The 22,393-nt window shown below is 60.6% G+C and carries 20 protein-coding genes; 8 read left to right on the forward strand and 12 right to left on the reverse strand.

Annotated features, from left to right (window positions below; all coding sequences use genetic code 11):
* Positions 1-109: 109 nt before the first annotated feature.
* Together ACRSCF_RS02925 and ACRSCF_RS02930 are read left to right on the forward strand one after the other, a co-directional pair.
* The gene (locus ACRSCF_RS02925; protein WP_034366490.1) at positions 110-1,771 is read left to right on the forward strand and encodes a hypothetical protein; all 1,662 of its coding nucleotides are present in this window, start codon (positions 110-112) and stop codon (positions 1,769-1,771) included.
* On the forward strand, positions 1,768-2,940 hold the full coding sequence (locus ACRSCF_RS02930) for a DegT/DnrJ/EryC1/StrS family aminotransferase (protein WP_052013946.1): 1,173 nt from the start codon (positions 1,768-1,770) through the stop codon (positions 2,938-2,940). The genes ACRSCF_RS02925 and ACRSCF_RS02930 overlap by 4 nt, the downstream gene beginning before the upstream one ends.
* 72 nt (positions 2,941-3,012) lie before the next feature.
* Here ACRSCF_RS02930 and ACRSCF_RS02935 read toward each other — a convergent pair whose 3' ends face one another.
* The 9 genes from ACRSCF_RS02935 to ACRSCF_RS02975 are packed head-to-tail and all read right to left on the reverse strand — an operon-like array spanning position 3,013 to position 9,877.
* The gene (locus ACRSCF_RS02935; protein ID WP_082254168.1) at positions 3,013-3,633 is read right to left on the reverse strand and encodes a UDP-3-O-(3-hydroxymyristoyl)glucosamine N-acyltransferase; all 621 of its coding nucleotides are present in this window, start codon (positions 3,631-3,633) and stop codon (positions 3,013-3,015) included.
* Between the two features lie 13 nt (positions 3,634-3,646).
* Positions 3,647-4,615, reverse strand: a complete 969-nt coding sequence (locus ACRSCF_RS02940; RefSeq protein ID WP_158528279.1) for a hypothetical protein — start codon at positions 4,613-4,615, stop codon at positions 3,647-3,649.
* 2 nt (positions 4,616-4,617) lie between these two features.
* A complete protein-coding gene (locus ACRSCF_RS02945) occupies positions 4,618-5,277 on the reverse strand; it encodes a class I SAM-dependent methyltransferase (protein ID WP_244387758.1) in 660 nt (219 codons plus the stop codon).
* A gap of 43 nt (positions 5,278-5,320) precedes the next feature.
* Positions 5,321-6,466, reverse strand: coding sequence for an aromatic ring-hydroxylating oxygenase subunit alpha (locus tag ACRSCF_RS02950; protein WP_082254170.1), 1,146 nt, complete (start codon positions 6,464-6,466; stop codon positions 5,321-5,323).
* Positions 6,467-6,470: 4 nt separating this feature from the next.
* Complete coding sequence (locus tag ACRSCF_RS02955; protein ID WP_034366496.1) at positions 6,471-7,121, reverse strand: acetyltransferase; 651 nt, start codon at positions 7,119-7,121, stop codon at positions 6,471-6,473.
* The gene (locus tag ACRSCF_RS02960) at positions 7,121-7,855 is read right to left on the reverse strand and encodes an SDR family NAD(P)-dependent oxidoreductase (RefSeq protein ID WP_034366499.1); all 735 of its coding nucleotides are present in this window, start codon (positions 7,853-7,855) and stop codon (positions 7,121-7,123) included. Before ACRSCF_RS02960 ends, ACRSCF_RS02955 begins: the two co-directional genes overlap by 1 nt.
* Entirely contained in the window at positions 7,852-8,613 is a 762-nt protein-coding gene (locus ACRSCF_RS02965) for an SDR family NAD(P)-dependent oxidoreductase (protein WP_034366503.1), read from the reverse strand. Before ACRSCF_RS02965 ends, ACRSCF_RS02960 begins: the two co-directional genes overlap by 4 nt.
* Positions 8,610-9,647 (reverse strand): ketoacyl-ACP synthase III, encoded by a 1,038-nt coding sequence (locus ACRSCF_RS02970; protein WP_034366506.1) that lies wholly within the window; start codon positions 9,645-9,647, stop codon positions 8,610-8,612. The genes ACRSCF_RS02965 and ACRSCF_RS02970 overlap by 4 nt, the downstream gene beginning before the upstream one ends.
* Positions 9,648-9,652: 5 nt before the next feature.
* Positions 9,653-9,877 (reverse strand): acyl carrier protein, encoded by a 225-nt coding sequence (locus tag ACRSCF_RS02975; protein WP_034366508.1) that lies wholly within the window; start codon positions 9,875-9,877, stop codon positions 9,653-9,655.
* Between the two features lie 358 nt (positions 9,878-10,235).
* Between ACRSCF_RS02975 and ACRSCF_RS02980 the strand changes: the two genes are divergently transcribed.
* The 6 genes from ACRSCF_RS02980 (at position 10,236) to ACRSCF_RS03005 (ending at position 17,724) form a co-directional block, all read left to right on the forward strand.
* On the forward strand, positions 10,236-13,040 hold the full coding sequence (locus tag ACRSCF_RS02980; RefSeq protein WP_244387759.1) for a tetratricopeptide repeat protein: 2,805 nt from the start codon (positions 10,236-10,238) through the stop codon (positions 13,038-13,040).
* Between the two features lie 248 nt (positions 13,041-13,288).
* Positions 13,289-14,140 carry a flagellin domain-containing protein gene (locus ACRSCF_RS02985; protein WP_017404688.1) on the forward strand — a complete coding sequence of 284 codons (852 nt, stop codon included), beginning with the start codon at positions 13,289-13,291 and terminating at the stop codon, positions 14,138-14,140.
* Between the two features lie 288 nt (positions 14,141-14,428).
* Positions 14,429-15,301, forward strand: a complete 873-nt coding sequence (locus ACRSCF_RS02990; protein ID WP_017404687.1) for a flagellin domain-containing protein — start codon at positions 14,429-14,431, stop codon at positions 15,299-15,301.
* A gap of 181 nt (positions 15,302-15,482) precedes the next feature.
* On the forward strand, positions 15,483-16,904 hold the full coding sequence (fliD, locus tag ACRSCF_RS02995; RefSeq protein ID WP_016454334.1) for a flagellar filament capping protein FliD: 1,422 nt from the start codon (positions 15,483-15,485) through the stop codon (positions 16,902-16,904).
* Positions 16,905-17,008: 104 nt separating this feature from the next.
* Positions 17,009-17,422: a flagellar export chaperone FliS gene (gene fliS / locus ACRSCF_RS03000; RefSeq protein WP_016454333.1), complete on the forward strand. Its 414-nt coding sequence runs from the start codon at positions 17,009-17,011 to the stop codon at positions 17,420-17,422.
* A 2-nt stretch (positions 17,423-17,424) separates the two neighbouring features.
* A complete protein-coding gene (locus ACRSCF_RS03005) occupies positions 17,425-17,724 on the forward strand; it encodes a flagellar protein FliT (RefSeq protein WP_016449305.1) in 300 nt (99 codons plus the stop codon).
* Between the two features lie 156 nt (positions 17,725-17,880).
* On the opposite strand, the gene ACRSCF_RS03010 is transcribed toward ACRSCF_RS03005, so the two are convergent.
* From ACRSCF_RS03010 to flgK, 3 genes are read right to left on the reverse strand one after another with little or no spacing between them, the layout of a single operon-like run.
* Complete coding sequence (locus tag ACRSCF_RS03010) at positions 17,881-19,173, reverse strand: HDOD domain-containing protein (RefSeq protein ID WP_016449306.1); 1,293 nt, start codon at positions 19,171-19,173, stop codon at positions 17,881-17,883.
* Positions 19,174-19,194: 21 nt separating this feature from the next.
* On the reverse strand, positions 19,195-20,394 hold the full coding sequence (gene flgL, locus ACRSCF_RS03015) for a flagellar hook-associated protein FlgL (protein WP_016454332.1): 1,200 nt from the start codon (positions 20,392-20,394) through the stop codon (positions 19,195-19,197).
* Positions 20,395-20,417: 23 nt separating this feature from the next.
* On the reverse strand, positions 20,418-22,382 hold the full coding sequence (gene flgK / locus ACRSCF_RS03020) for a flagellar hook-associated protein FlgK (RefSeq protein ID WP_034366512.1): 1,965 nt from the start codon (positions 22,380-22,382) through the stop codon (positions 20,418-20,420).
* Between the last annotated feature and the right edge of the window lie 11 nt (positions 22,383-22,393).

Here is a 22,393-nt window from a genome sequence, read left to right on the forward strand (position 1 = left end):
TCGCGCGGCGCGCATGCGAGGATAGTCGGCACAGTTTTATTCTTTGTGTCACCGCGCGCACAAGCGTGCCGACCGCGGGCCGGCCTGATACTTCCTCTGCTCCACCGCCATGCCATCTTCACCCCTTGCCAACGCTTTTGCAGCCCCTGCGCAGCCGCCCAGCATCGACAGCGAGCTGACCCGCATCCGCGCCATGGTCGATCGCGCGCAGTTCCTCGAAGCCCTGTCGGAGCTGGCGCAGCTGGTGGCCCGGGAGCCGCGCAACTCCAAGGTCTGGCTGCACATCGGCTTTGTCTACGTGCGCATGAGCATCTGGCCACAGGCCATGGAAGCGTTGCAGATGGCCTTGGAGATAGAGCCCCGCATGCCCAACGCCCAGCGCCTGCTGGCCCTGGCCCTGTTCAGCACGGGCCGCAGGCAGGAGGCCTGCGACCTGATCGACGACGCCTGCCGCCATGCCAAGAACGAGAACACGCACTGGATGACGCGGGCCTACATCCACTCGCACACCAGCAGCGACCCGCTCAAATCCCTGGAAGTGGCGCGTGACTGGGGCCGGCGCTTCGCCGACCCGCTGACCCGCAACGCCAAGCCCTTTCCCCCGCGCGATCGCAACCCGCGCAAGAAGCTCAAGGTCGGCTATGTCACGGCCGACTTCCGCCAGCACTCGGTGGCCTTCTTCATGCGGCCCGTGCTGGAGCACCACAACCCGGACAACGTCGAGATCCACGTCTACTCCAGCGGCCGCCCCGACGCGATGACCGCAAAGCTGCGCGCCCTGGTGCCGCACTGGCACGATGTGGTCGAGCAGACCGACGACCAGCTCTACGAACAGATCCGCGCCGACGGCATCGATGTGCTGGTGGACCTGTCCGGCTTCACCCTGGGCCACCGCCTGGAAGTCTTCGCCCGCCGCGCCGCGCCCGTGCAGGTGACCTGGCTGGGCTATATGCATACGCTGGGGATGAAGGCCATGGATTACCGGTTGGTGGATGCATCGATAGCACCGCCGACGCACGGTCCCTACTATTCCGAGAAGCTTTTTCAACTGCACTGCATGGTCAGCTACGCACCGCCCGAATATGCGCCGCTATGCGAAGAGCCACCCATGCTTGGCAACGGATATCCGACGCTGATTTCTCTGAATAATTCGGCCAAGCTTACTGATGAAATGTTGACGGTCTGGTCACGGATCTTGCATGCACGGCCCGATGCTCGCTTGATCATCATGGTCAAGGAACAGGATCCCGATTCGGCGCAGGCTCATATGCAGCCGCGTGTGGAGAGGGCTGGTATGCCTTTGGACCGTGTTTCCGTACTGCACCAGCAGCCGTTGGACCGTTTTATGGAATTGGGCCATATCGCTGACTTGGCGCTTGACACTTTGCCTGTCTCTGGCGGCACCACGACCTTGCATGCTCTATGGATGGGCTTTCCGATCGTGACGGTGGATGCGGTACGGGGTGCGGATGCCTCGACGGCAAGAACCCTGTACGGTCTGGGCTTCGATGGCGGGATTGCCAAAGATATGGATGACTACGTGCAGGTCGCGTTAAAACTTATGGATAGTCCAGATCTTCTGACGTTGCCGCGCCGGGAAGCTCGGGCACGGCTTGGTTCCAGCTTCTTGATGAACTATTTGGAGCGTACCGCAGAGCTAGAGAAATCCTATCGACTGATGTGGCTCAATTGGCTACGAGGCGACCATCAGGTACTGGATGCAGGTGCAAACATCGAGCATTTTCTGGCGCAAATGGACGCTTTGGCATGACAGACATGACTGGATCGGATTGGGTGCCATTGCTGGTGCCCGACATGCCATCTCCTCAAGCCATGATGCCTTGGCTTGAGCGAATGCAAGCTGCTCGGCATTACTCCAATTTTGGGCCGCTGGTGTGTGAATTGGAAGCCGAATTTGCGGTGCGTTTTGCCCTGCCTGGAGAGCAGGTGACGACGGTGGCAAATGCCACGCAGGGACTGGAGTTGGTGCTGCAGGCGTTGGACTTACCCGCTGGCGCTCGTGTGCTGCTGCCCTCTTTTACTTTCGTTGCCAGTGTCACGGCAGTGTTGCGCGCTGGTTTCGTTCCCGTATTGACCGATGTGGATCCGCACAGTTGGATGATGACGCCGTATATTGCTTACGCTGCGTGCAATCACATGCGGATAGATGCGGTGCTCACGGTGGCGACCTTTGGCATGCCGCATGACATGCAGGCCTGGGCGCAGTTCGAGCAGAGCACAGGAGTGCCTGTCGTCATTGACGCAGCCGCAGCCTTTGGCAGTCAATGGTTGAACGGCGCGCAGGGAACTTTGGTCTTCAGCCTGCACACCACCAAGAGCCTGCCGGCGGGCGAAGGCGGTCTGGTCGTCTCCACCCGACCTGGGCTGGCTGGCAAAGTGCGCCAACTGTCCAACTTCGGTATTAATCTGAATCCGGCTGGCCGGCTGGCTGTCGGGGCACTGGCATATGCGGGAACAAATGCCAAGATGAGCGAGTATCACGCGGCGATTGCTCTGGAGATGCTGAACTGTTGGGAGCTACATGCTAGCGAGCGTCGTCGCTTGCAGGCAGAACTGATGCATAGCTTGCATCAGGCCAGCGGCCAAGTGCTGGTATGGCAGGCTCAAGATGGTGCTGGCCCAACGATGGCTCCCACGCTGCTGTGTTCGCGCCTACCGACCGCAACCGCGCGTGATCGCCTTGAGCAAGTTTGTCAGCAGACGCGCATTGCGACACGGCGTTGGTATCTGCCGCTGCTGGAGCACATGCCCGTGCTGCAGCAGCGCTGCATCGTTCTTGACACACCTCATGCTCAAGCATTGTCCCGTACCCTGCTGGGATTACCGTTCTTCGTCGGCATGTCGCCAGACCAGCGCCAGCGGATGCTGGACGCAATGGAGTTCGCCATGACACCACACTTTGGAACGCGAGACCCGTGAAATGAGTTGCTTCGGCGCAGGCCGATGGTTCCGTGCTTGTGCCATGCCCGGCAGCAAGACGAAAGCAAAATCCTATCCGTAGACGTAAATCGGGGAATTGTAACGGGGGTCGAATATTGTTTTGGCGGCGATATCTTTATCATAGCGTCGTGGCCAGCCTAATTCACAGCCTCGGCCTACTTTTACTTGAGCGGAGACCATCGCACCGCTGCGCAAAATACTATGGGCTCCAATCTGCGCGCCATCGCCAATGAAGGTTCCAGGCTCTATCCAGCACGAAGAGCGAACGTGTGCCTCGCTGCCTATCTGTGCACTTGGCAATAGAACACTGTTGTAGTCGATGCGGGTGCCATGACTGATTAGAACACCATCCCCAATAAACGTATTAGGCCCTACTTGAATATTTTCGGAAAGCATGGATCTTGGGCTGATGTATGGCTCCAGCTTGAAGCCCAGAGCCAGTACTGCCTGCATCAATTCCATTCGCTTGAAATTTCCAAAGCGATCATCAAAAGCAACAAAGGCCGTTCCTTCATCTGGCCTCAAAGCATCCAGCGTATCCATTTTGAAAGAATGGTCTGGGTTTTGTGTGATCTCGATTTTTTCAATGGAGATCTCAGGGTGAGATCGCTTCCAAGCATAGTACACAATATCCAGGTAAGTGCCGCTGCCTATGATCCATTTGCGTGACATGAGTATTCTCGAATCAAGAGAAGAATGCTGCAATTAAATGCTCTGGCTGGGTATCCACTTGGCGCAAGGAGATGCGGAACTCTTGTCCTTTAAAGGCGTTGGCTAGGTTGTTATAGTCAATGATTGATCGCTGCATGATCATTAATGCGGTAGGCGTGGCTAGGTTGCTATCGAGTCGCTGGTGAATGAATGATGTGGAGCTGCTTAAATAGGCGGTGGTTGCTGGGTTTTCTGCTGCATCGTCTTCGAAAATCAGGCTTTTATTGAGGCAGTTTTTATAAAATTCCAACAAATCGCCCAGTTGAGCGGCTAAGGTGGCGCTCAGTGTAATGGTGAAGGGCTGATTCTCGTTCAGGTGCCGGAGTTTGAGAAGCGTGCCTAGAAATAAATTTGGCGAATCTATTATTTTGTAATTATCCGGAAGTCTTGTTTTTTGTATCAAAGACAGCGATTCAAGCAGCGTTTGATACAGACTCTTGTCCTTGTCGAAACTCATCAGTGCTTCCCATTTTGACTGACAAAGAACAGAATGCAAGGTCTGAGCTGTAGTAAAGGATTCTGGATCCAAGAAATTTCCACCAATAAAAGATGGTGCTGGATATTTACGCAGAGAACGTAGATCTGCTGTGGAAATTCTCTGAAATGGAAGAGTTAGAATGTTTTCGTTATCATCACCTATCAGTGAATTCAGGAAATCTGGTAGTTTTATAGATTTGATATTGTTTTTCTGGAAAAACTTCTGGAAATCTGTGGATAAATTTTGATTGGATGGTAGAAAGCATTCTATGAAAATGGCTGGCGATACCAATTCCTTGAGTACTTCATTGAAATCAAGAACAGGTATTCCTTCAATGGCGGAAGGTATTTTGTTGGGATATACAATTCCACTCAAACTCAAATGATGGGGGTTTGATTTTAAGAAGCGCTTGAAGTGGTTGAGTATGGGTGTTTGTAAAGCCCAGCCCGCTGCATAGATCTGCATATTCAGTTCTTTCTGAATTCGAAGAATAAAGTGTCGCCTTTTTCAAGATCTACTGGCTGATCATTACCCATCTGGAATGGATAAAAAAGGCAAGACTTCCCGTCTTTGAAAATACTGCTGTTGGTGGAAAATGCATTGATTTCCATGAGATTGTTTTGCCGGGCTAGACTCCTGATTTCTTCAGGAAGAAAATGCTTATAGTGCCATATATATCCTGTATATGGCATGATTTCTTCATGCGGCGAAGAAATGAAAAGAGTTCCACCGCTCTTCAGAGATTGACTAAGAACCCAGAAAAATGCTTCGAAATCCTTTACATGTTCAAGTGACTCCATGCTTGTGATGAAATCGAAAGTTTCTTTGGGTAAATTAAAGGGGAATAATTTTGCCGCCCATATTATGTTCGGGTCGTGGATTTTTTTGTTGGCATTTTCAATGGCTTCCGTGGAGCCATCAATGGCCAAGATGCTGCCTTGAGTGGTGCTCGCGAGAATTTCTGCCCCATAGCCAGATCCGCAGAATATGTCTGCACCATAGGGTCTGGGGTAGATTTCCTTTGCACGGTTTGCTGCATATCTGTAGCGCAATAGATGGTCTCCTCCAATAAGGTTGAGATCCAATGTGGAGTATCTTTCCCCGCTTTTGAGTGAATAGTCTTTCATTTGTAGAATATGAATGTATTTTTACTCTGATCTCGATTCATCATCAAATTGAGTGTTGCGTATCCATCAAGGTTGTATACCAACGTTCCACTAATCGATTTATCGATTCGTAAGCACCCTGTGTTGGAATGGGGGCGCCAGGGTGCAGGGTTGCCTGTACCTGTTCCATTATTTCAATATCTTCGCCAACGATAATTTTACTGCCATGCATCTGAGCCAAAAGAGTTTGACTGGAGAATGCATAGGATTGTTTTTTGCGCGAGGTAAACCAGTAAATCTCCAGATCGGTACGTTCCGGTGATATTGGAATATGGTGCTCCAATGTAAAGGAGTATCCGCCATTGGCACTGGCGATGTGAAGATTTGGATATGCCAGCCAGTTATAGTAGACATCCTGAGAGCCCCAGCGTTCCACCAGATCGTGCCAGCCGAAATGCTTTAGATCTGGAATGGGGGCGTCTGGGCCGCCATAGCTGAAATTTTGCATTTCATTTTTTAGCGATTCAGAAGATATGTTCATCAACTCCGACAATGATTCATGCGCCTGGGTAATATTCACTGTGGGATTGAATTTGACGGATTTGGCCAGCGTCTTGGTATGAACGAAACGAGGGTGATTCGCATCACGTAGATTTTCGTAAGCGAGTTTCCAGTTATACTTTCCTTCCCAGGTGGTCACCATGACTTCAGTGTCATAGGCATCGGAACTGTTTTCCAACAATTCTATGAAGTCGGCAGAAAACTGATGTTCCAGCGGGAAAGGTTGAGGATTCAGGTTGATGAATAATATATTGCCTATCGTTCTCAAAGAGAATTCTCTTAATTTGAGGCTCTGCTTTTCGGAAGGAGGAAATTGATAGAGCTTCTCGCAATCGGGGATGTTCGCCACACTACCATCAGCGTCATACCGCCAAGCATGATAGGCGCAGACTAAGGGACGGCAGCCTACGGGCTCCGACTGGAGTGGCGCACTTCTGTGCAAACACACATTTTCAAACGCACGCAATTCGCCGTGGAAATTCTGAATAACCACAGGAATGCCGGCAATCTTGCGTGTGATGAATGAGTTGTTCTTGGGCAGCAGCGTCTTGAGTCCTGCAAACAACCATGCCTTACGGAAGATTTTCTCGCGCTCTCGCTCGAAAATCTCGGGAGAAAGGTAGTACCTGGGGTGCATTCGAGAGCGCATCAGCTCATTTCTCGTTCGAAGTGGGGTGGAAAATGACCCTGGCGGGATTGCCGAACACCGTCGTGCCGGCAGGAACATCCTTGACGACCACGGCCCCGGCTCCCACCGTCGCGCCCTCGCCGACCTGAAGGCCGGGCAGGATGGTTGCGTGGGGATGGACCACGGCCTGGGGGGCGATTCGCGCTCCACCCCCGATAAATACCATGGCCCCGATCTGGGCGTAGTCACCGATGTGTACGTCATGGCCCACGACGGTCAGGGTGTGAATGTTCGCGAAGTCGCCGATCCAGGCATCGGGGCTGATCTGGACCCTGTGGCACAGGATGCTGCCCTCGCCCAGATGGACCCGTGGGCTCAGGAAGGCGCCGGTGCGCAGGGGAATGAAAGTTGCGCCGCGCTCGAGCCATGGTTGGGCGTAGGCACGCCTTGCGGCGGGGTCGCCAATGGCGCACACGAAAGCATCTCCCGGGCTCGGGACGTAGTCCAGCGGGGTACCCAGAATGGGCGTGTCGCAGCCCGTGTCACCAAGAATACCTGGCCGGCTGTCGAGAAAACCCTTGATGTCCCACTCCTGCCCGCGGGCCGGATCGCCCTGCATTTGCGCCAGGACTTCCCGGCCCCAGCCGCCCGCACCGATGATCAGCGTCTGCAGCATCAGAGAATGGCTCCTCCGTCCATGATCAGGCTGGTGCCTGTGACCCAGCGGCTTGCATCGGACAGCAAATAGACTGCTGCGTTGGCCACATCCTCGGGAGTGCCAAGGCCAAGGGGGTGCCGGGCCCTCTGCGCCTCCAACTGATCGGCTCCCCACATCGGAGTCACTACTGCGGAGGGGGAAATGCCGTTGACCCGGACCTTGCGCTTGGCCTGTTCCAGTGCCAAGCATCGGATGATTCCGCCCAGGCCCGCCTTCATGGCCGAATAGGGTCCCACGCCCCGGGTGCCGATGTGCGCAGCCGTGGACAGCACAAAGATGATCGAGCCGCTGGTGGCAATGGAGCCGGCCTGCAGCAGCCGCTGGGTCAGCATGACCGGGGCGAGAAAGTTGACGCTATACATCTCGGTCATTGCCTGTTCGGTGAGCTGGCGGATGGGGCAGTGCCTTTGCTGGCCTGCGCAGTGAACCAGTCCATCTATCTGGGGGGCGGAAGTGACCAAGCGTTCGCGGTCTGCCGCCGAGGTCAGATCCGCCACTGCCAGCACATGCCCGGTTCCCTGCAACTGGGCAAAGGTGTCCTGGAGCCTGTCGGCATTGCGGCCCGTGATGATGACATGTGCACCACGCTGAGCGCAGGTGATGGCTGTCTGCCGGCCCAGGCCGGAAGATGCCCCCGTGACAAGAATCGTCTTGCCTTGCAAGGAAAATGGGGCGTGTGCTAGGCCGCTCATGCGTAGATGTCCATGGGGATGGTCAAGCCCCCATCGATGATGAAATAGTTGCGCGTCAGCCAGCGGCTTGCGTCCGAGAGGTAGAACACCGCCGCGTAGGCGACATCCTCTGGCTCGCCCATTCCGAGCGGTGCCAATTCGAGCAGGCTGCCCATGTTGGCTCCGCTCTGACTCAAGCCATCGAGCAAGGGCGTGCGAACATAGCCGGGCGCAATGCAATTTGCTCGTATGCCTTGTCTCGCCACTTCCTGCCCCAGGGTGCGGACGGCACCCAGCAATGCTGCCTTGCTTGCTGCGTAGGCAGCGCTGGCCATGGGGCCGATGTGCGATGCGACCGATGTGATGAAGACGATGGAGCCCTGAGGGGAAATGCGCTTTTTTGCGAGCAACCCTTTGGTCAGCAGAATCGGTGCGAACGTATTGCTGGCAAAAATTTCGCCCAAGTGCGTCTCGTTGACCATGCGAAACGGCACGAGCTTGGAAATTCCTGCCGCGTGCACTACGCCATGGAGCACGCCTGCCGCCGTGACCAGACTGTCTAGATCTGCCGTATTGCAAAGGTCGGCAACGATGGATTGATGTCCATCGCCCTTCAGGGCCTCGGAGGTGGAGGCCAGCCGGTCAGGGTCCCGGCCGGTGATGACCAGTTCAGCGCCTTGCTCGGCGCAGGAAATGGCAATCTGCCTGCCTATGCCCGAAGAAGCGCCGGTGACGAGAATTCGCTTGCCCGCCAGCGAGAAGGGATCGGGGGTGCTCATTGCTCGACCATTGCTGGAAAGCGGGCGCTTTCTATGTCCACGATGGCCGTTCCCCAGGAAAGACCAATGCCGAAGCCGCACAGCAGCAGCCTGGACCGGGCTCCGTCCAGTTGTTCGTGCAGGCGGGCAGTCACGGTGACCGGCAGTGAGGCGCCGCTTGTGTTGCCGAAGTCGTGCAAAGTGGAAGGCACCTTTTCTGCAGGCAGCCCCAGCTTCTTGCGGATGGTCTCGTTGATCATCCGATTGGCCTGGTGAAAGATGAAATGGTCGATGCTGTTCTTGGATGTCCCGGTGTGCTCCAACAGCTTTTCGACCGATGGCGGGATGCGCTGGGTGGAGAAGCTCAATACGGCCGGGCCATCGAGGATCAGGTCCATGGGTGAGCGCAGCACACCATGCTGATCGCGTGTCGCCATGAGGTGCTCCACGCCAAAAGGCTCACGATGCCCGCCTGCCGGCAGCATGATGGCGCGGTGACCGCTTCCGTCGCTATTGAGGTCGAAGTGCATGGGTGCTGCGCCGGGCGAGAATTCCAGGGCGGTGGCCGTACCTGCGTCAGAGAACAGAGGGTCCTTGACACTGCCGGACTTGTCTCCAACCAGCACCAAGCCCTTCTTGATGCCACCGGCTGAGATCATGCTGCCCAGCAGGTGCAGGCCGAATGGATAGCCCGAACAGCCCAGGTTGACGTCGAAAGCGATGGTTGTATGGGGCAGGCCCAGCCGGTCCTGCATGATGATGGCGGTCGCCGGAATTAAGTAGTCCGGCGACTGGGTGACGACGATCAGCGCATCAATCTCTTCGCGCTGCCATTGCAGATCTTCGAGCAGCTTTTCGGCGGCAGCCAAGGCCAGGTCAGAAAAGCATTGCCACTCAGAGCATAGGCGCCGAGTCTGGATACCGATATTGCGAACCAGGCGTTCTCGCTCGGAGCGCATGGACGGTGGGCAATCCTCCAGATTGGACACCGCCCGCTTGGGCACGCAACTGGCCATGCCCGCAAAGCGGACGTTGTGCAGAGTGGACAGCGCCATGGTGTTTATCCCAGCAGCTTGTAGAGATCAGTGATGGTCGAGCAGTTCTTGAGATCGTCGCCCGTGATGGTCTTGCCGTAGTCGACGTCGAACATGACGATCACGCCCAGCGCGGCCAGCGAGTCCCACTCGGGCAGGCTCCTGAGTTCGGTGTCAGGGGTGACTGCTACGGCTTCCTGGAAGTCCACGGCGGTCAGAAAGCTTTCGATGAATTGGTCAATGGAGGGCATGGGATATGTTCCTGAAAAAGAGCTGCGCACCTGCCTATGAGGGCAAACGCTTCGATGAATTTTCGCAGAGCCCTCCTGCGCCGGAAGGTTGGAACTGTAGGTAAAAGCGGGGCCTGTTCCGATGCTGCGAGAGGCGATTGTGTCCGTGCGAAGCCGGGGATGATGGCATACAGCCACGTGGCGTGCTTCCTGTTTTGTAGCAGCTGGTGACCGGTCCGTCTGGCAAAGGTGGAAGAAATGCGGTTTGCGCCCGCTTATCCGGGGGCCGTGCCTGCCGGCTTGCCTGCACGATGGCGGTATTTGTGCGGGTGTCGGCCTGGGCGCCGGGCCTGTGGTGGGGCGCTTGCCCGCAACCTTGATGACCAAGATGAATACGAACGAGCATTTGCAGCAGGCCCGCCAGTTGCATGAACAGTGGCAGTTCGAGCAGGCTCGCCAGGCCTATGAAAAGGTGCTGGAGCAGGAGCCTGCCCATGCCGAGGCGCTGCACGGCATGGCCCAGCTGCTGGGTCTGCACCAGCTGCGCAGTGCCGAGGCACTGCCCTATCTGGAGGCAGCCATCGGCGTGCGGCCTGCGGATTTTGGCTACTGGCGCCTGTACATCCACATGCTGATCCGCGAGGGGCTGCTGGACATGGCCATCTCGCTGATCGACGTGGCACGGGCCAACGGCATGCAGGAGATTGCGCTGGAGCAGCTGGAAAAGGATGTGGCCCTGGTGCAGGGCGCGCAGGCAGCTGCGTTCCTGGAGGTGCAGGCCGCGCGCTGGCCGCTGGGGCCGGCGCAGCCCGAGGCGGCGCCGGTTGCTGGCGATGGCCGTGGTCGGGTGCCCGAGGCGCAGCTGCGGCTGCTGGGGCAGCTGTTTGCCCAGCGCGAGCATGCCGAGGTCAGCCAGCTGGCGGGTTCGCTGGTGCGCCAGTATCCCAAGAGCGGCTTGGTCTGGAAGCTCAAGGCGGCAGCCGATCATGCGAACGGCCGCATCGAGGCGGCCCTGCAGGCAGCGCGCCAGGCAGCCGTTCTGCTGCCGCGCGATGCCGAGGTGCAGTTCAACCTGGGCGGCATCTGCCTGCAGGCAGGCCACGCAGCCGAGGCCGAGCGTGCGATGCGTGCGGCGTTGGCGCTGCGGCCGCATTGGACCCAGGCCTTCTCGCATCTGGGCGATGCGCTGTGCGCCCAGGGCTATATCGAGGACAGCCTGCCCTGCTATGTGAATGCGCTGCTGCTCGACCCGGAGGATGTGGACACACTGTCGCGGCTGACGGCCGCGCTGCAGAAAACCGGACGGCTGCAGGAATGTGCGCAGTTCCTGGTGCTGCTCATGCAGCAGCGGCCCGAGGACCTGCGTTTGTGCCTGGCCAGCGCCCATGTGCTGGGCGAGGCTGGCTGGGAGCTGCAGGCGGAAACTGCCTATCGCATGGCGCTGCAGATCGAGCCTGAGAGTCTGGAGCTGCTGCTGCATCTGGCGTTGCTGCTGTGCTCCGGAGGACGGCTGGGAGAGGCTGAAACCTGCTTGCGCAAGGCGCTCCAATTGCGCCCCGACAATGCCGTGCTCCACTGCGAGACGGCCTTCACGCTGTTTGCCCAGAAGAAATGGGAGCAGGCGCTGGAACTGCTCGAAGAGGCGCTGCGCATCCAGCCTGACAATGCCCGCGCGCACATGCTGCGCTGCCAGGTATTGCTGGAAACGCGTGACCTGCTCCGGCTCGACCGGGCCTTGACCGAAGCGCTGGAACGCCTTCCCGGTGACCGGGAGCTGATGTTCCAGCGCGCCGCCTACTGGGACCGCTGCGGCGATGCCCTGCGCCACATGCGCCAGCTGGATGAACTGGTCAGGCTGCACCCGGACTACGAGCCCGCCTATAGCGCGCGCCTGTTCGCCATGATCCATTCGCCTGAGGCCAGTGCAGCCTCGGTGGGGCGGGCCAACCGCGAATATGGTGCGCTCATGCGGCGGCATTCCGAGGGGCAGCGGGGCATGGGGCATGAGAACGCCCGTGACCGCGGCAAGACATTGCGTGTGGGCTTCGTGTCCGGTGATCTTCGCGCGCATGCGGCGGCCAAGTTCTTCCTGCCGGTGATGCGCGAGCTGTCCCGGCATGGCGACCTGGTGTGCGTTGCCTATTGCAACAACGAGATTCACGATGAGGTCACCAAGGAATTCCAGGGCCTGTTCCAGCTGTGGCGCGGCATCAAGGACATGAATGTGCAGTCGCTGTCCAACCTGGTTCGGGCCGACGGCATCGATATCCTGATCGATCTCAGTGGCCATACGCGTGGTCACCGGCTGGATCTGTTTGCCGCAAAGCCCGCGCCGCTGCAGATGACCTGGATAGGCAACCCGGGCAGCACAGGCCTGGAAAGCATGGACTACATTGTGCTCAGCGACCTGATCCTGGAGGACGAACTGCTCAAGACCCAGCTGACCGAACGGCTGATGCGTGTTCCTTTGGCCTACGTCTTCGATGGCGGCATCCACCAGGAGGCCGTGGCGCCACTGCCGGCGCTGCGCAACGGCCATCTGACGTTCGGCTCCTTCAACCGCCTGTCCAAGATCAACCGCCAGGTGGTTTCTGTCTGGGGTGAGGTGCTGCGTGCACTGCCCACGGCGAGGCTGAAGATCGCGGCCTGCCCCCGTTCCGGTCCTCCGCAGCACCTGCGCGACTGGCTGGCCGAGGAGGGCGTGGCCGCGCAGCGCGTCGATTTTGTGGAGCAGATGGGATTCGAGCACTATCTGCAGGCGCACCATGACATAGATATCTGCCTGGATACTCTGCCCTTCACCGGCGGAGTGGTCACCAACCACGCCCTGTGGATGGGCGTGCCCACGCTGACACTGATGGGGGAGCTGCTGGCGGGGCGGCAGTCGGCCGAAGTGATGGCTCGTGTCGGCCTGGACCAGGGCTTTGCAGCACGGGACCTGGCGCAACTGCTGGACCAGGCTGCGTTCTGGCAGGCACATTTGCCGCAGCTGCAGCAGATACGCCAGGGGCTGCGTGCACGCCTGCAGGACCAGGAGCCGCAACAGGCGGACATCGTGGCGCGCTCGGTGGCGATGGGGATGCGCCAGGCCTGGGCCCGCTGGTGCCAGGGACAGGAGCCTGTGGATCTGCGTGTCTCCTATGAGGATCTGGGTCTGGCCGCTCCTGTGGCCCCCGTTTTGTAACAGCGAACCATGCACCGCGCGGATGGCCATGCCGCGCAGTGCAAAAAATCTTGTGAAGTCCCCCTAAAGTTCGCCGGGGCAGCTCCGAAAACCAACTCAGCAGAGGGACAAAAAGTCCTGAGCCCACCAAAAGCCGCGTAATTCGATGTGAAAGCGGCCGATGGTCGGATTGGGCCGCCGCCGCCCGCCTTGCGATAAGCGAGGGCACCGTGGCGGCGACGTAACTGACTTTACTAGGAGTTGTCACCATGGCCATGTCTATCAACACCAACGTGCAATCGCTGAACGCCCAGCGCAACCTGGCTACTTCGCAAAGCTCGCTGTCCACCACCATGCAGCGCCTGTCCTCCGGCCTGCGCGTCAACAGCGCCAAGGATGACGCAGCCGGCCTGGCCATCGCAGAACGCATGAACGCCCAGGTCCGCGGCATGAACGTGGCAGTGCGCAACGCCAACGACGGCGTGTCGATGGCCCAGACCGCTGAAGGCGCCCTGTCCAAGGTGACCGACGCTCTGCAGCGTATGCGTGAACTGGCTGTGCAGGCCCGTAACGGCACCAACGGCGCCAAGGACCAGGTTTCGCTGAACAAGGAATTCGTCGAGCTGGGCAAGGAAATCGACCGCGTGATCAAGGGCGCTGATTTCAACGGCAAGAAGATCCTGAGCACCGATGCTGGCGCCATCAACTTCCAAGTGGGCGCCAACACTTCGGCCAACGACTCGATCACCGTCACCACGAGCAATCTGGGTACGAACACCGACATCACCGGCATCACCAGCGCCTCGATCGGCTCCAACGCCACCACGGCTCTGGACGCTACTGCCCTGGCTACCGTGATCAGCAACCTGGACACGGCTCTGGATACGGTCAACTCCGAGCGCGCCGTGCTGGGTGCCACCCAGAACCGCTTCGAGGCCGTGGTCTCGAACCTGCAAGTGGCAGCTGAGAACACCGCTTCTGCCCGCAGCCGCATCATGGATGCCGACTTCGCTTCGGAAACCGCCAACCTGAGCCGCTCGCAGATCCTGCAGCAAGCTGGCACGGCGATGGTGGCCCAGGCCAACCAACTGCCCCAGGGCGTTCTGGCCCTGCTGCGCTGATAGTGCGAGTCCGGCGGCCTTTCCAAGCAAGAGGCGGCCGGAATTCTCCAGGCCCCAGGCATCTGCCTGGGGTTTTTTTATGGGCGAAAGAGTGGGTGAAGAGGGTGTTCGAAAGGTGAATTGGCGTCCGATCATGGGCTTTATCGGCGCTTTGGCGCAAGGGCTTTTCCGCACAATCGTTGGCATCAGATAGGCAGAGCTGGAAGTCCTGGCGTGCTTTCTGGCGTTCTGGCGGCTTGGGGTCGTCGAACGGTTGGCCATTGTTCATGCCTAACGAGGAGCTGCCCCATGGCATCCATCATCAACACCAATCTTGTTTCGCTTAACGCCCAGCGCAATCTCAACACGTCCCAGTCGTCGCTGAGCACCACCATGCAGCGCCTGTCTTCGGGCCTGCGTGTCAACAGTGCAAAGGACGACGCGGCAGGCTTGGCCATTGCCGAGCGCATGAACGCCCAGGTGCGAGGCATGAATGTGGCCATGCGCAATGCCAATGACGGCATTTCCATGGCGCAGACGGCCGAAGGCGCACTGGGCAAGCTCAGCGACAACCTGCAGCGGATGCGTGAGCTGGCCGTGCAGGCCGCCAACGACACCAACGGCACGACGGACCGTGGTTCGCTGGACAAGGAGTTCCAGCAGCTGGCGCAGGAAATCGCCCGTATCGTCGGCAGCACCAGCTTCAACGGCCGCCAGCTGCTGGACAACAACAATGCCACCGTGTTCCAGGTGGGTGCCAATACCGGCGCCGACAACCAGATCACGATCATGGCCGTGAACCTGACGGGCTCTACGCCCGGTGGTCTGGATATCACGGCTGGAACGCCTCCTACGCTCGGTGGCTCGCTGGGGTCCCTCATCGGTGCAGGCAGCTCGGCTGCCGATGCTCGCCTGTCCATGGCCGCAATTGATACGGCACTGGATCTGGTCAACAACACGCGCGCCACCTTCGGTGCCGCACAGAACCGCTTCGAGGCCGTGATCTCCAACCTGCAGGTGGCAGCAGAGAACACCGCATCCGCACGCTCGCGCATCATGGATGCCGACTTTGCCGCTGAAACCGCGAACCTGAGCCGCACGCAGATCCTGCAGCAGGCTGGTACAGCGATGGTGGCCCAGGCCAACCAGCTGCCCCAGTCGGTGCTCAAGCTGATCCAGTAAGAGGGAGCCTGCGGGGCTTTTGAGCCTGGCTGCGCAAGGCGTAGCCAAAAAAAGCCTCAGGTTCGGGAGAAACCGGTCGATAAGATACCGGGGAATGCCTTCGGGCATTTGGTGTGCGTGTTCGCAAGGACGCGTTCTGCGCTGTGGCGCGGAGGTGTTCTGCACTTAGAAAGGGATGGTCATGGCCACCTTGAGCTCAGCTGGCATCAGCGGCAGCGGCCTGGACGAGACGATGATCGCCAAACTGGTGGCCCTGCAAAGGCAGTCACTGGTTCCGCTTCAGCAAAAAGCGTCTGTTCTGGATTCCAAGATATCCACGTTCGGGCAGATCAAGTCCCTGATGTCCACGCTTCAGGACGCGGCCACTTCGCTGGCCGATGCCGATACATGGCGCCTGACCAATGCCACCACGACCAATACGGCCGTGACTGCCACGGTGACGGACGCCAATGCTCTGCCCGGATCTTCGGTGATCTCGGTGACGGATCTGGCGCGCAGCCAGTCTGTTGCGACCGCTGTCATGCCGGCGTCCACCCAGTTCGGGGCTGGCAAGCTCACCATCACCATGGGCAGCTGGGACAAGACTGGCGACCAGTTCAGCAATCCCGGCACTCCCGTGGAGATCGATATCGCGGCCGGTGCCAAGCTGGAAGACGTGGTCCAGGCCATCAATAGCAAGGGCACGGGCGTGGTGGCGTCGGTGCTCAAGGATGCCCAGGGTGAACGCCTGGTGCTGCGCTCGCGTGCCACGGGTGCCGATGCCGGCTTCACGGTCGGTGCCAGTGGCGATGCCAGCCTGTCGGCCCTGGCCTTCAACGGCAAGGCAACCACGAGCTCCGTGGCGCAGTACGCCCAGAATGCCGAGATCAATGTCAATGGCATCACGGTGCAGTCGACCACCAACGAGTTCAAGCAGACCGTGCCTGGCCTGAACATCACCGTGAACCAGGTGACGGCGGCCGCCACCCCGGTGACGGTGACGGTGTCCTCGGACACTGAGGGCATGAAGAAGAAGATCCAGGCCTTCATGGATGCCTACAACGCGCTCAATGACGCGTTGGCCAGCTCGACCAAGTACGACGCCGAAAGCAAGGCCGCCGGCGTGCTGCAGGGCGACTCCACCACGGTGGGCATGACCAACAGCCTGCGCAGCGTGGTCTCGGGTACGGTTGCTGGCGCAGCGGACACGCTCAAGCGCCTGTCGGACATGGGCATTCAGATCCAAAAGGGCGGCAAGCTCGCCTACGGTACGACAGCCAGCGACAAGACCAAGCTGGACGCAGCGCTGAAGGACCCCGAGTCCATGAGCAAGATGTTTGCCGCGGTGGGAACAGACGGGCAGCCTGATACGCAGGGCCTGGCCGCGCGCATGAAGGATTTCACGCGCAAGGCGCTGGAATTCGATGGCACCTTCGACACCAAGAGCAAGAGCCTGCAGGAACTCAAGAAGAGCAACGGCAAGTCCCAGGACCGGATCAATGACCAGGCCGATTCGCTGGAAAAGCGCCTGCGTGAGCAGTACGCTTCGCTGGACAAGAAGATGAGCGGCTATTCGGCGCTGAGTGCCTACATGAACCAGCAGGTTTCCCAGTGGAATAAATAGACAGGAGCCATGCGGAGCGGCGGTCCTGTTTTCTGTAACCAATGCCCGGTGCCTCTAAATTTTCGGGCATTGCAGCCGAAGAACAAGACATCAAGGAAACGAACATGTACACATCGCTCAACCGTCGTGCTGCAAGTGCCTATGCCCAGGTCGGCGTCCAGTCCTCCGTGGACGGCGCATCGCCCCATCAACTGATCCAGCTGCTGTTCGACGCGCTTGAGAAAGCGCTGAACGCGGCCAAGGGAGCCTTGCAGCGTGGCGACATCGGCGAGAAGGGTGTGCAGATCGGCAAGGCCGTGCGCATTCTGGAGGAAGGCCTGAAGGCCTCCGTCAATCCCGATGAAGGCGGCGAGCTGGCCCAGAACCTGATTTCCGTCTACGACTACAGCATCACCCAGCTGACGCTGGCCAATCTGCGCAACGACGCAGCGCTGCTGCAAAGCGCGCAGGACGTGTTGGCTCCGATTGCCAATGGTTGGCGTGATATCGCCAACACGCCAGCCGTTGCCGGGACCTAGAAATGGAGTTGACATTGATTGACTTTTACCGGGCCATAGAAGACAGCAGCGCCAAGATGCTGCAGGCCGCACAGAACAAGGATTGGGAGGGAGTGACGCGCTACGAAGGCACCTGTGCCGTGCTGATCGAGCAGCTGCGGCTCAAGTCCCATGACGAGCCGCTGGCGCCTGAGCAACGCAAGGAGAAGGCCCGCATCATGCAGCGCATCCTGCGCAACGATGCCCAGATCCGCACGCTGGCCGAGCCCTGGCTGGCACAGTTCGAGCACATGTTCGACGGTCAGCCCCACGCCATGCATTGAGCCATGGCCTGACGGCGGCAGCTGCATCTGCAGCTTCCTGCCGGACATGAAAAAACCGCCTGAGATCCAGGCGGTTTTTTCATGGGTGGAATCTGCGGATGGCAGCGGCCGCAGATCAGGCCGCAGGTTCGGCCGCTGTGGGTCGCCGTATATCGATCAGGCCGCCGGCGCGGGCTGCACCTGCAGTTCGCTGAGCATGCGCAGCAGGTTGCGGTTGACGTCCTCGATCTCGAAGTCGTTGTCTTCGCGCAGCTGGCGAATCGGTGCGGGATCGTCGGATTCCAGCGCAATGGCCATCATCAGGGCCGGCGCGTAGGGGCCGGTGCGCGTCACGGCCGCGTCGAAGACGCGTTCGGACAGCGGTACGCGGCGCAGCACGGTGGGCAGGGGCTCGCCCAGCAATTGGTCCAGCTGCGAGAACAGGCCCAGCAGATAGACCTCGCGCTGCAGGTCGTGGCTGATGCCGGCTTCGATCAGGCGTTCGGTCAGGCTGGCGCGCAGCCGGATGGCGGTGCGCACGGGTATCAGGCTGGGCTCGGTGCAGGCGTGGGGCAGCTGGTCCGACAGCCAGCGCTGCAGCGTGCCGTAGCCCAGCATCACCAGGCCGCGGCGCAGCGAGTCCACATTGCCCCGCAGGCCCAGGGCCGCGGAGTTGGTGTAGAGCATGAAGCGATAGGCCAGGATGGGGTCCTCGCCCAGGATCTGCTCGAAGGCTTCCAGCGATTGCTCGGCATCGACGGCACGCATCAGCGCAAGCACGGTGTCGCGGCTGGGCAGGGCGGGGTGATGGCGCTGGGCATGCAATGCATCGGCCACGGGCCAGCCGGCGATGGCGCCCGCATGGAAGCTGTCCAGGCACAGATCGGCCAGAGCCAGGCTTTCCAGCCCTTCATACATCTGGCCGCCCAGCAGCTGCAGGGGGGGCAGGGTGGGGGCGGGCCTGGCGGCCTGCTTGAGGGCCTGGAGCTTGGTCGGCGCTTCGGCGGCCTGCGCGGCCTGCTGCAGCGCAAGCACGGTCTGATTGGGCATGCCCGAGGCGCCTTCGGGCGGCAGGTGCAGCAGGCTGCTGGCAAACCAGTGGGCGGCCTGGGCGTCGGGCACGTCGGACAGCGGGCCGCGCCAGACCAGCATCAGGCCGCGCGCATGGGCCTGGCGCACCAGGTCATAGATGGCGGAGTCCTGCAGCCAGTCGCCGCGCACCTCGATCCAGGGGCTTCCCTTGGAGGCGTTCTCCAGCAGGTCGCACAGCACCTGGCGGGATTGGGGCGACAGCAGCACCGGCGGCGACTGCGTGCCCCAGGTCTCGCGCAGTATGCGCAGCAGGTGGGCCACGTCGGCCTGGACGCCGGGCTCCTCGTGAAGATAAAGCTGCACGCCCGCCAGACGGCGGGCCTGGTTCCAGAGCGGCCTATAGCCGAGGGTCAGAGAGCTCAGGACGGACTGGACCATGGATGCATGCGCGGGCGGTTATCAGTTGATGAAGTTGAACAGTGACAGTTTCTGGATCGAGGCGTAGGACTGCAAGGCCGCCTGCATGCCCACCTTCTGCATGTCCACATCGGAGAGGGCCTTGATCATATCGATGTCTTCGGCCCGCGAGCGCGCTGCTTCCTGCTGGTCCGCCTGGTTCTTCATGTCGTCTTCGAGGCGGTCGGCGCGGTTGAGCTGGTCGCCGGCGAAGCTGCGCATGGCCTGGACGCGGCTCATGCCGGCGTCGAGTTCGTTGAGGCCGCGGCCCAGCGCCTGCTGCATGGCGCCGGCATCGGTGGCGCCGTTCTTCACGCCCGCGATCACGTTGTCCAGCACGCTGAACAGGTCGGTGCGCTGGCTGGGGCCCAGCGTGAAGCTGTCGCCCGTGGCCAGGTTGCCCGAGATCTTCATCGACATGCCGCCCACGGTGATGGTGTCTCCGGCCGTGTAGGGAACGGCCGGGCCGGTCGTGCCACCGGAGGTGACGGTGTAGCTCAGGGCGCCCGTTGTGGCGTCCTTGGTGAAATTCAGGGTGTAGCTGGCGCCCGTGATGGCGCTGGGGTCCGACACCGTGCCCAGGTCGGCATAGGCCGAGCTGCCCGTGGGCGACTGGCGCGTCACGGCGAACACGCCGTTGCCCGTGGGCACGTTCATCCAGGTCGCAAAGCCGTCCAGCGCCAGCGGCAGGCCGTTTTCGCTGCCCGTGGCCTGGCCCGGTTGCAGCTGGGAATTGGTGCCGGGGTTGCCGTTGGTGAGAGGGTCTTCCTTGCTGCCCAGTCCGCGGAAGATGGGCAGGCCGTTGGAGTCCTTGGCATTGGCGTAGCTCAGCACCTGGTTGCGTATGCTTTCGAGCTGCTGCACCAGCGCATCGCGCGCCTTCTGGTCATAGGAGCCATTGCCGGACTGCAGGATCAGGTCGCGGAAGTCCTTGAGCGCGTCGTGGGCGGTGCCCAGCTTGGATTCGCCCTGGGCCATCACATCGCGCTGCAGGCCCAGCACACGCTGGTCGTTTTCCGAGCGGGAGATGCGCGTGAGCGCGCGCTCGGCCTGGGCGGCGGCCACGGGGTCGTCGCTGGCGCGCACCACGCGCTTGCCGGAAGTGGTCTTTTCCATCAGGTCCACCAGACTCGTGTTGCGCGAGTTCAGGTTGTTGATGGTGCTTTCGTACATGTTGGCCGTGCCAATGCGGGAGATGCTCATGGTGGAATGCTCCTGTCCTGTGATCAGCGGCCCACGGTCTGCAGAACGCTGTCGAAAATGCTCTGCGCTACCTGCAGCATCTTGGCCGAGGCCTGGTAGGACTGCTGGTACTGCAGCAGCTTGGCGGCCTCTTCGTCGAGGTTCACGCCCGAGACGGCCGTGCGGTCCGCCTCCAGGTTCTTGGCGATGGTCTCGGACAGCTTGGCCGCGTACTGCGCGCTCTGTGTGCGGGTGCCCACCTGGGCCATGGCGGTGGAAAAGCCGTCGCTCAGCGTGGTCGAGCCATCGAAGAGCTTGCTGTCGCGCAGCGCCAGGAAGGAGCTGGCATTGCCGGCATCGCGCTGGTAGGCCGTGCCGTATTGCGGATCGGTGGCCTTGCCCAGCGTGACCTTGTCGCTGTTGGTTCCGTTGATGGCGGGCGTGCCGGTGATCTTGACCTGCAGGCCCGGCGCCAGCTGGATGGCCTGGCCGGAGGTGTACAGGCCCGTGGCCGGGATGCCGCCTGCCGGTGCCGGGGTGATGGTGTACTCCAGCTGTCCGGCAGCGTTCTTGCTGAACGACACCTCGGCGCCGGCAAAGGTCGACAGGTCGAAGCCCGCGCTGACCTGGATGCCGCCCATCTGCAGCGTGGCGTCGCCCAGGGACTTGATGCTGGCGGCCACGGGGTTGGCCACGGCCAGGTCGTTGGGCGAGTGCACGGCGGCCTGGATGTCGTGGGCGCCTGCCGCCATGGGGCGGAACAGGATGGAGTTGCCCTGCACGCCTTCGGCCTTGAGGTCGAAGCGCAGGCCGTCGATCTCTTTGGAGCTCAGGTCGGCCATGTCGGTGAAGTCCGTGACCTTGCCGTCGGACAGGCGGATGACCTTGCCCGCTGGGGCCGTACTGCCGAAGACGACCTGGTAGTCGGAGGCCTTGAGCTGGCTGGCATCGACCACCGTGGTTGTCGGCGTGGTGGCACCTGTCCACTGGGCGCCCGTGGTCGAGCCGTTGCTGACCATGGACAGCTTGAACAGATTGCTGCCGCTTTGTCCCGACAGCGTCAGGCCGAGGTTGTTTTGCTGGTTCAGCGTGTCGCCGATGGCCAGTGCCATGCGGCCCAGCAGGTTGCGGCCCTCGGTCAGGTCGCTGCCCTGGAACTGCAGCAGGCCGGCGATCTCGCCGCCACCCAGCATGGAGGGCGTCAGCTCCACGCTCTGGCCGCCGGGCTGCTGGAAGTACAGGGCCATCTTGCCGCTGCCCGGAAACTCCGTGGCCTCCTTGAGCGTGAGCTGGGCCGAACTGGAGCCCAGCACCAGCGGCTGGCTGCCGCCCACGAACAGGCTGATGGTGCCGTCGTCCGCGGGGATCTGGCTGGTCTGCACATACTTGTTGATATTGCGCACCAGCTGGTCGCGCTGGTCCAGCAGGTCGTTGGGCGTCTGGCCCGAGGCGATGGAGCGGCTGATCTGCGCATTGAGCGTGGCCACCTGGCCAGCCAGGCTGTTGACCACGGTCACATCGTTGCCCATCTGCTGCTTGGCGCTGTAGTCCAGCTCGTCGAGCTGGGCCGATGCCGAGCGAAAGCGCGCCGCCAGCTCGTTCATGCGCGTGAGCGCCACCTGGCGTGCCGACGGGTCGGTGGGCGCGCCGGCCACATCGCCGAACGAATTCATCATGTCCGTGATGGCCGCGCCCAGGCCGGTCTTGCCGCCGCTGAACACTTCCTGCATCTGCGCCAGCGAGGTGGCGCGCGCCGAATCGGCCGCCGACACGGCGCTGGCCGTGGCCGCCTGGCGGTTCAGCAACTCGTTGAAGTTGCGCAGGATGGTGTTCACATCCACGCCATTGCCGATGTAGCCGCTGCCCATGTTCTGGCCCGGCGAGGTCTGGAAGGCCACGCTCTGGCGCGAGTAGCCGGCCGTGTTGACGTTGGCGATGTTGTGGCCGGTGGTCTGCAGGGCGATCTGATTCGCCATCAGGGCGCGGGATCCGACGTTCAAAAGGCTCATGGCGTGTTCTC

Source organism: Delftia sp. 11MD (genome assembly GCF_050907895.1).
Taxonomy (GTDB): Bacteria; Pseudomonadota; Gammaproteobacteria; order Burkholderiales; family Burkholderiaceae_C; genus Comamonas; species Comamonas tsuruhatensis.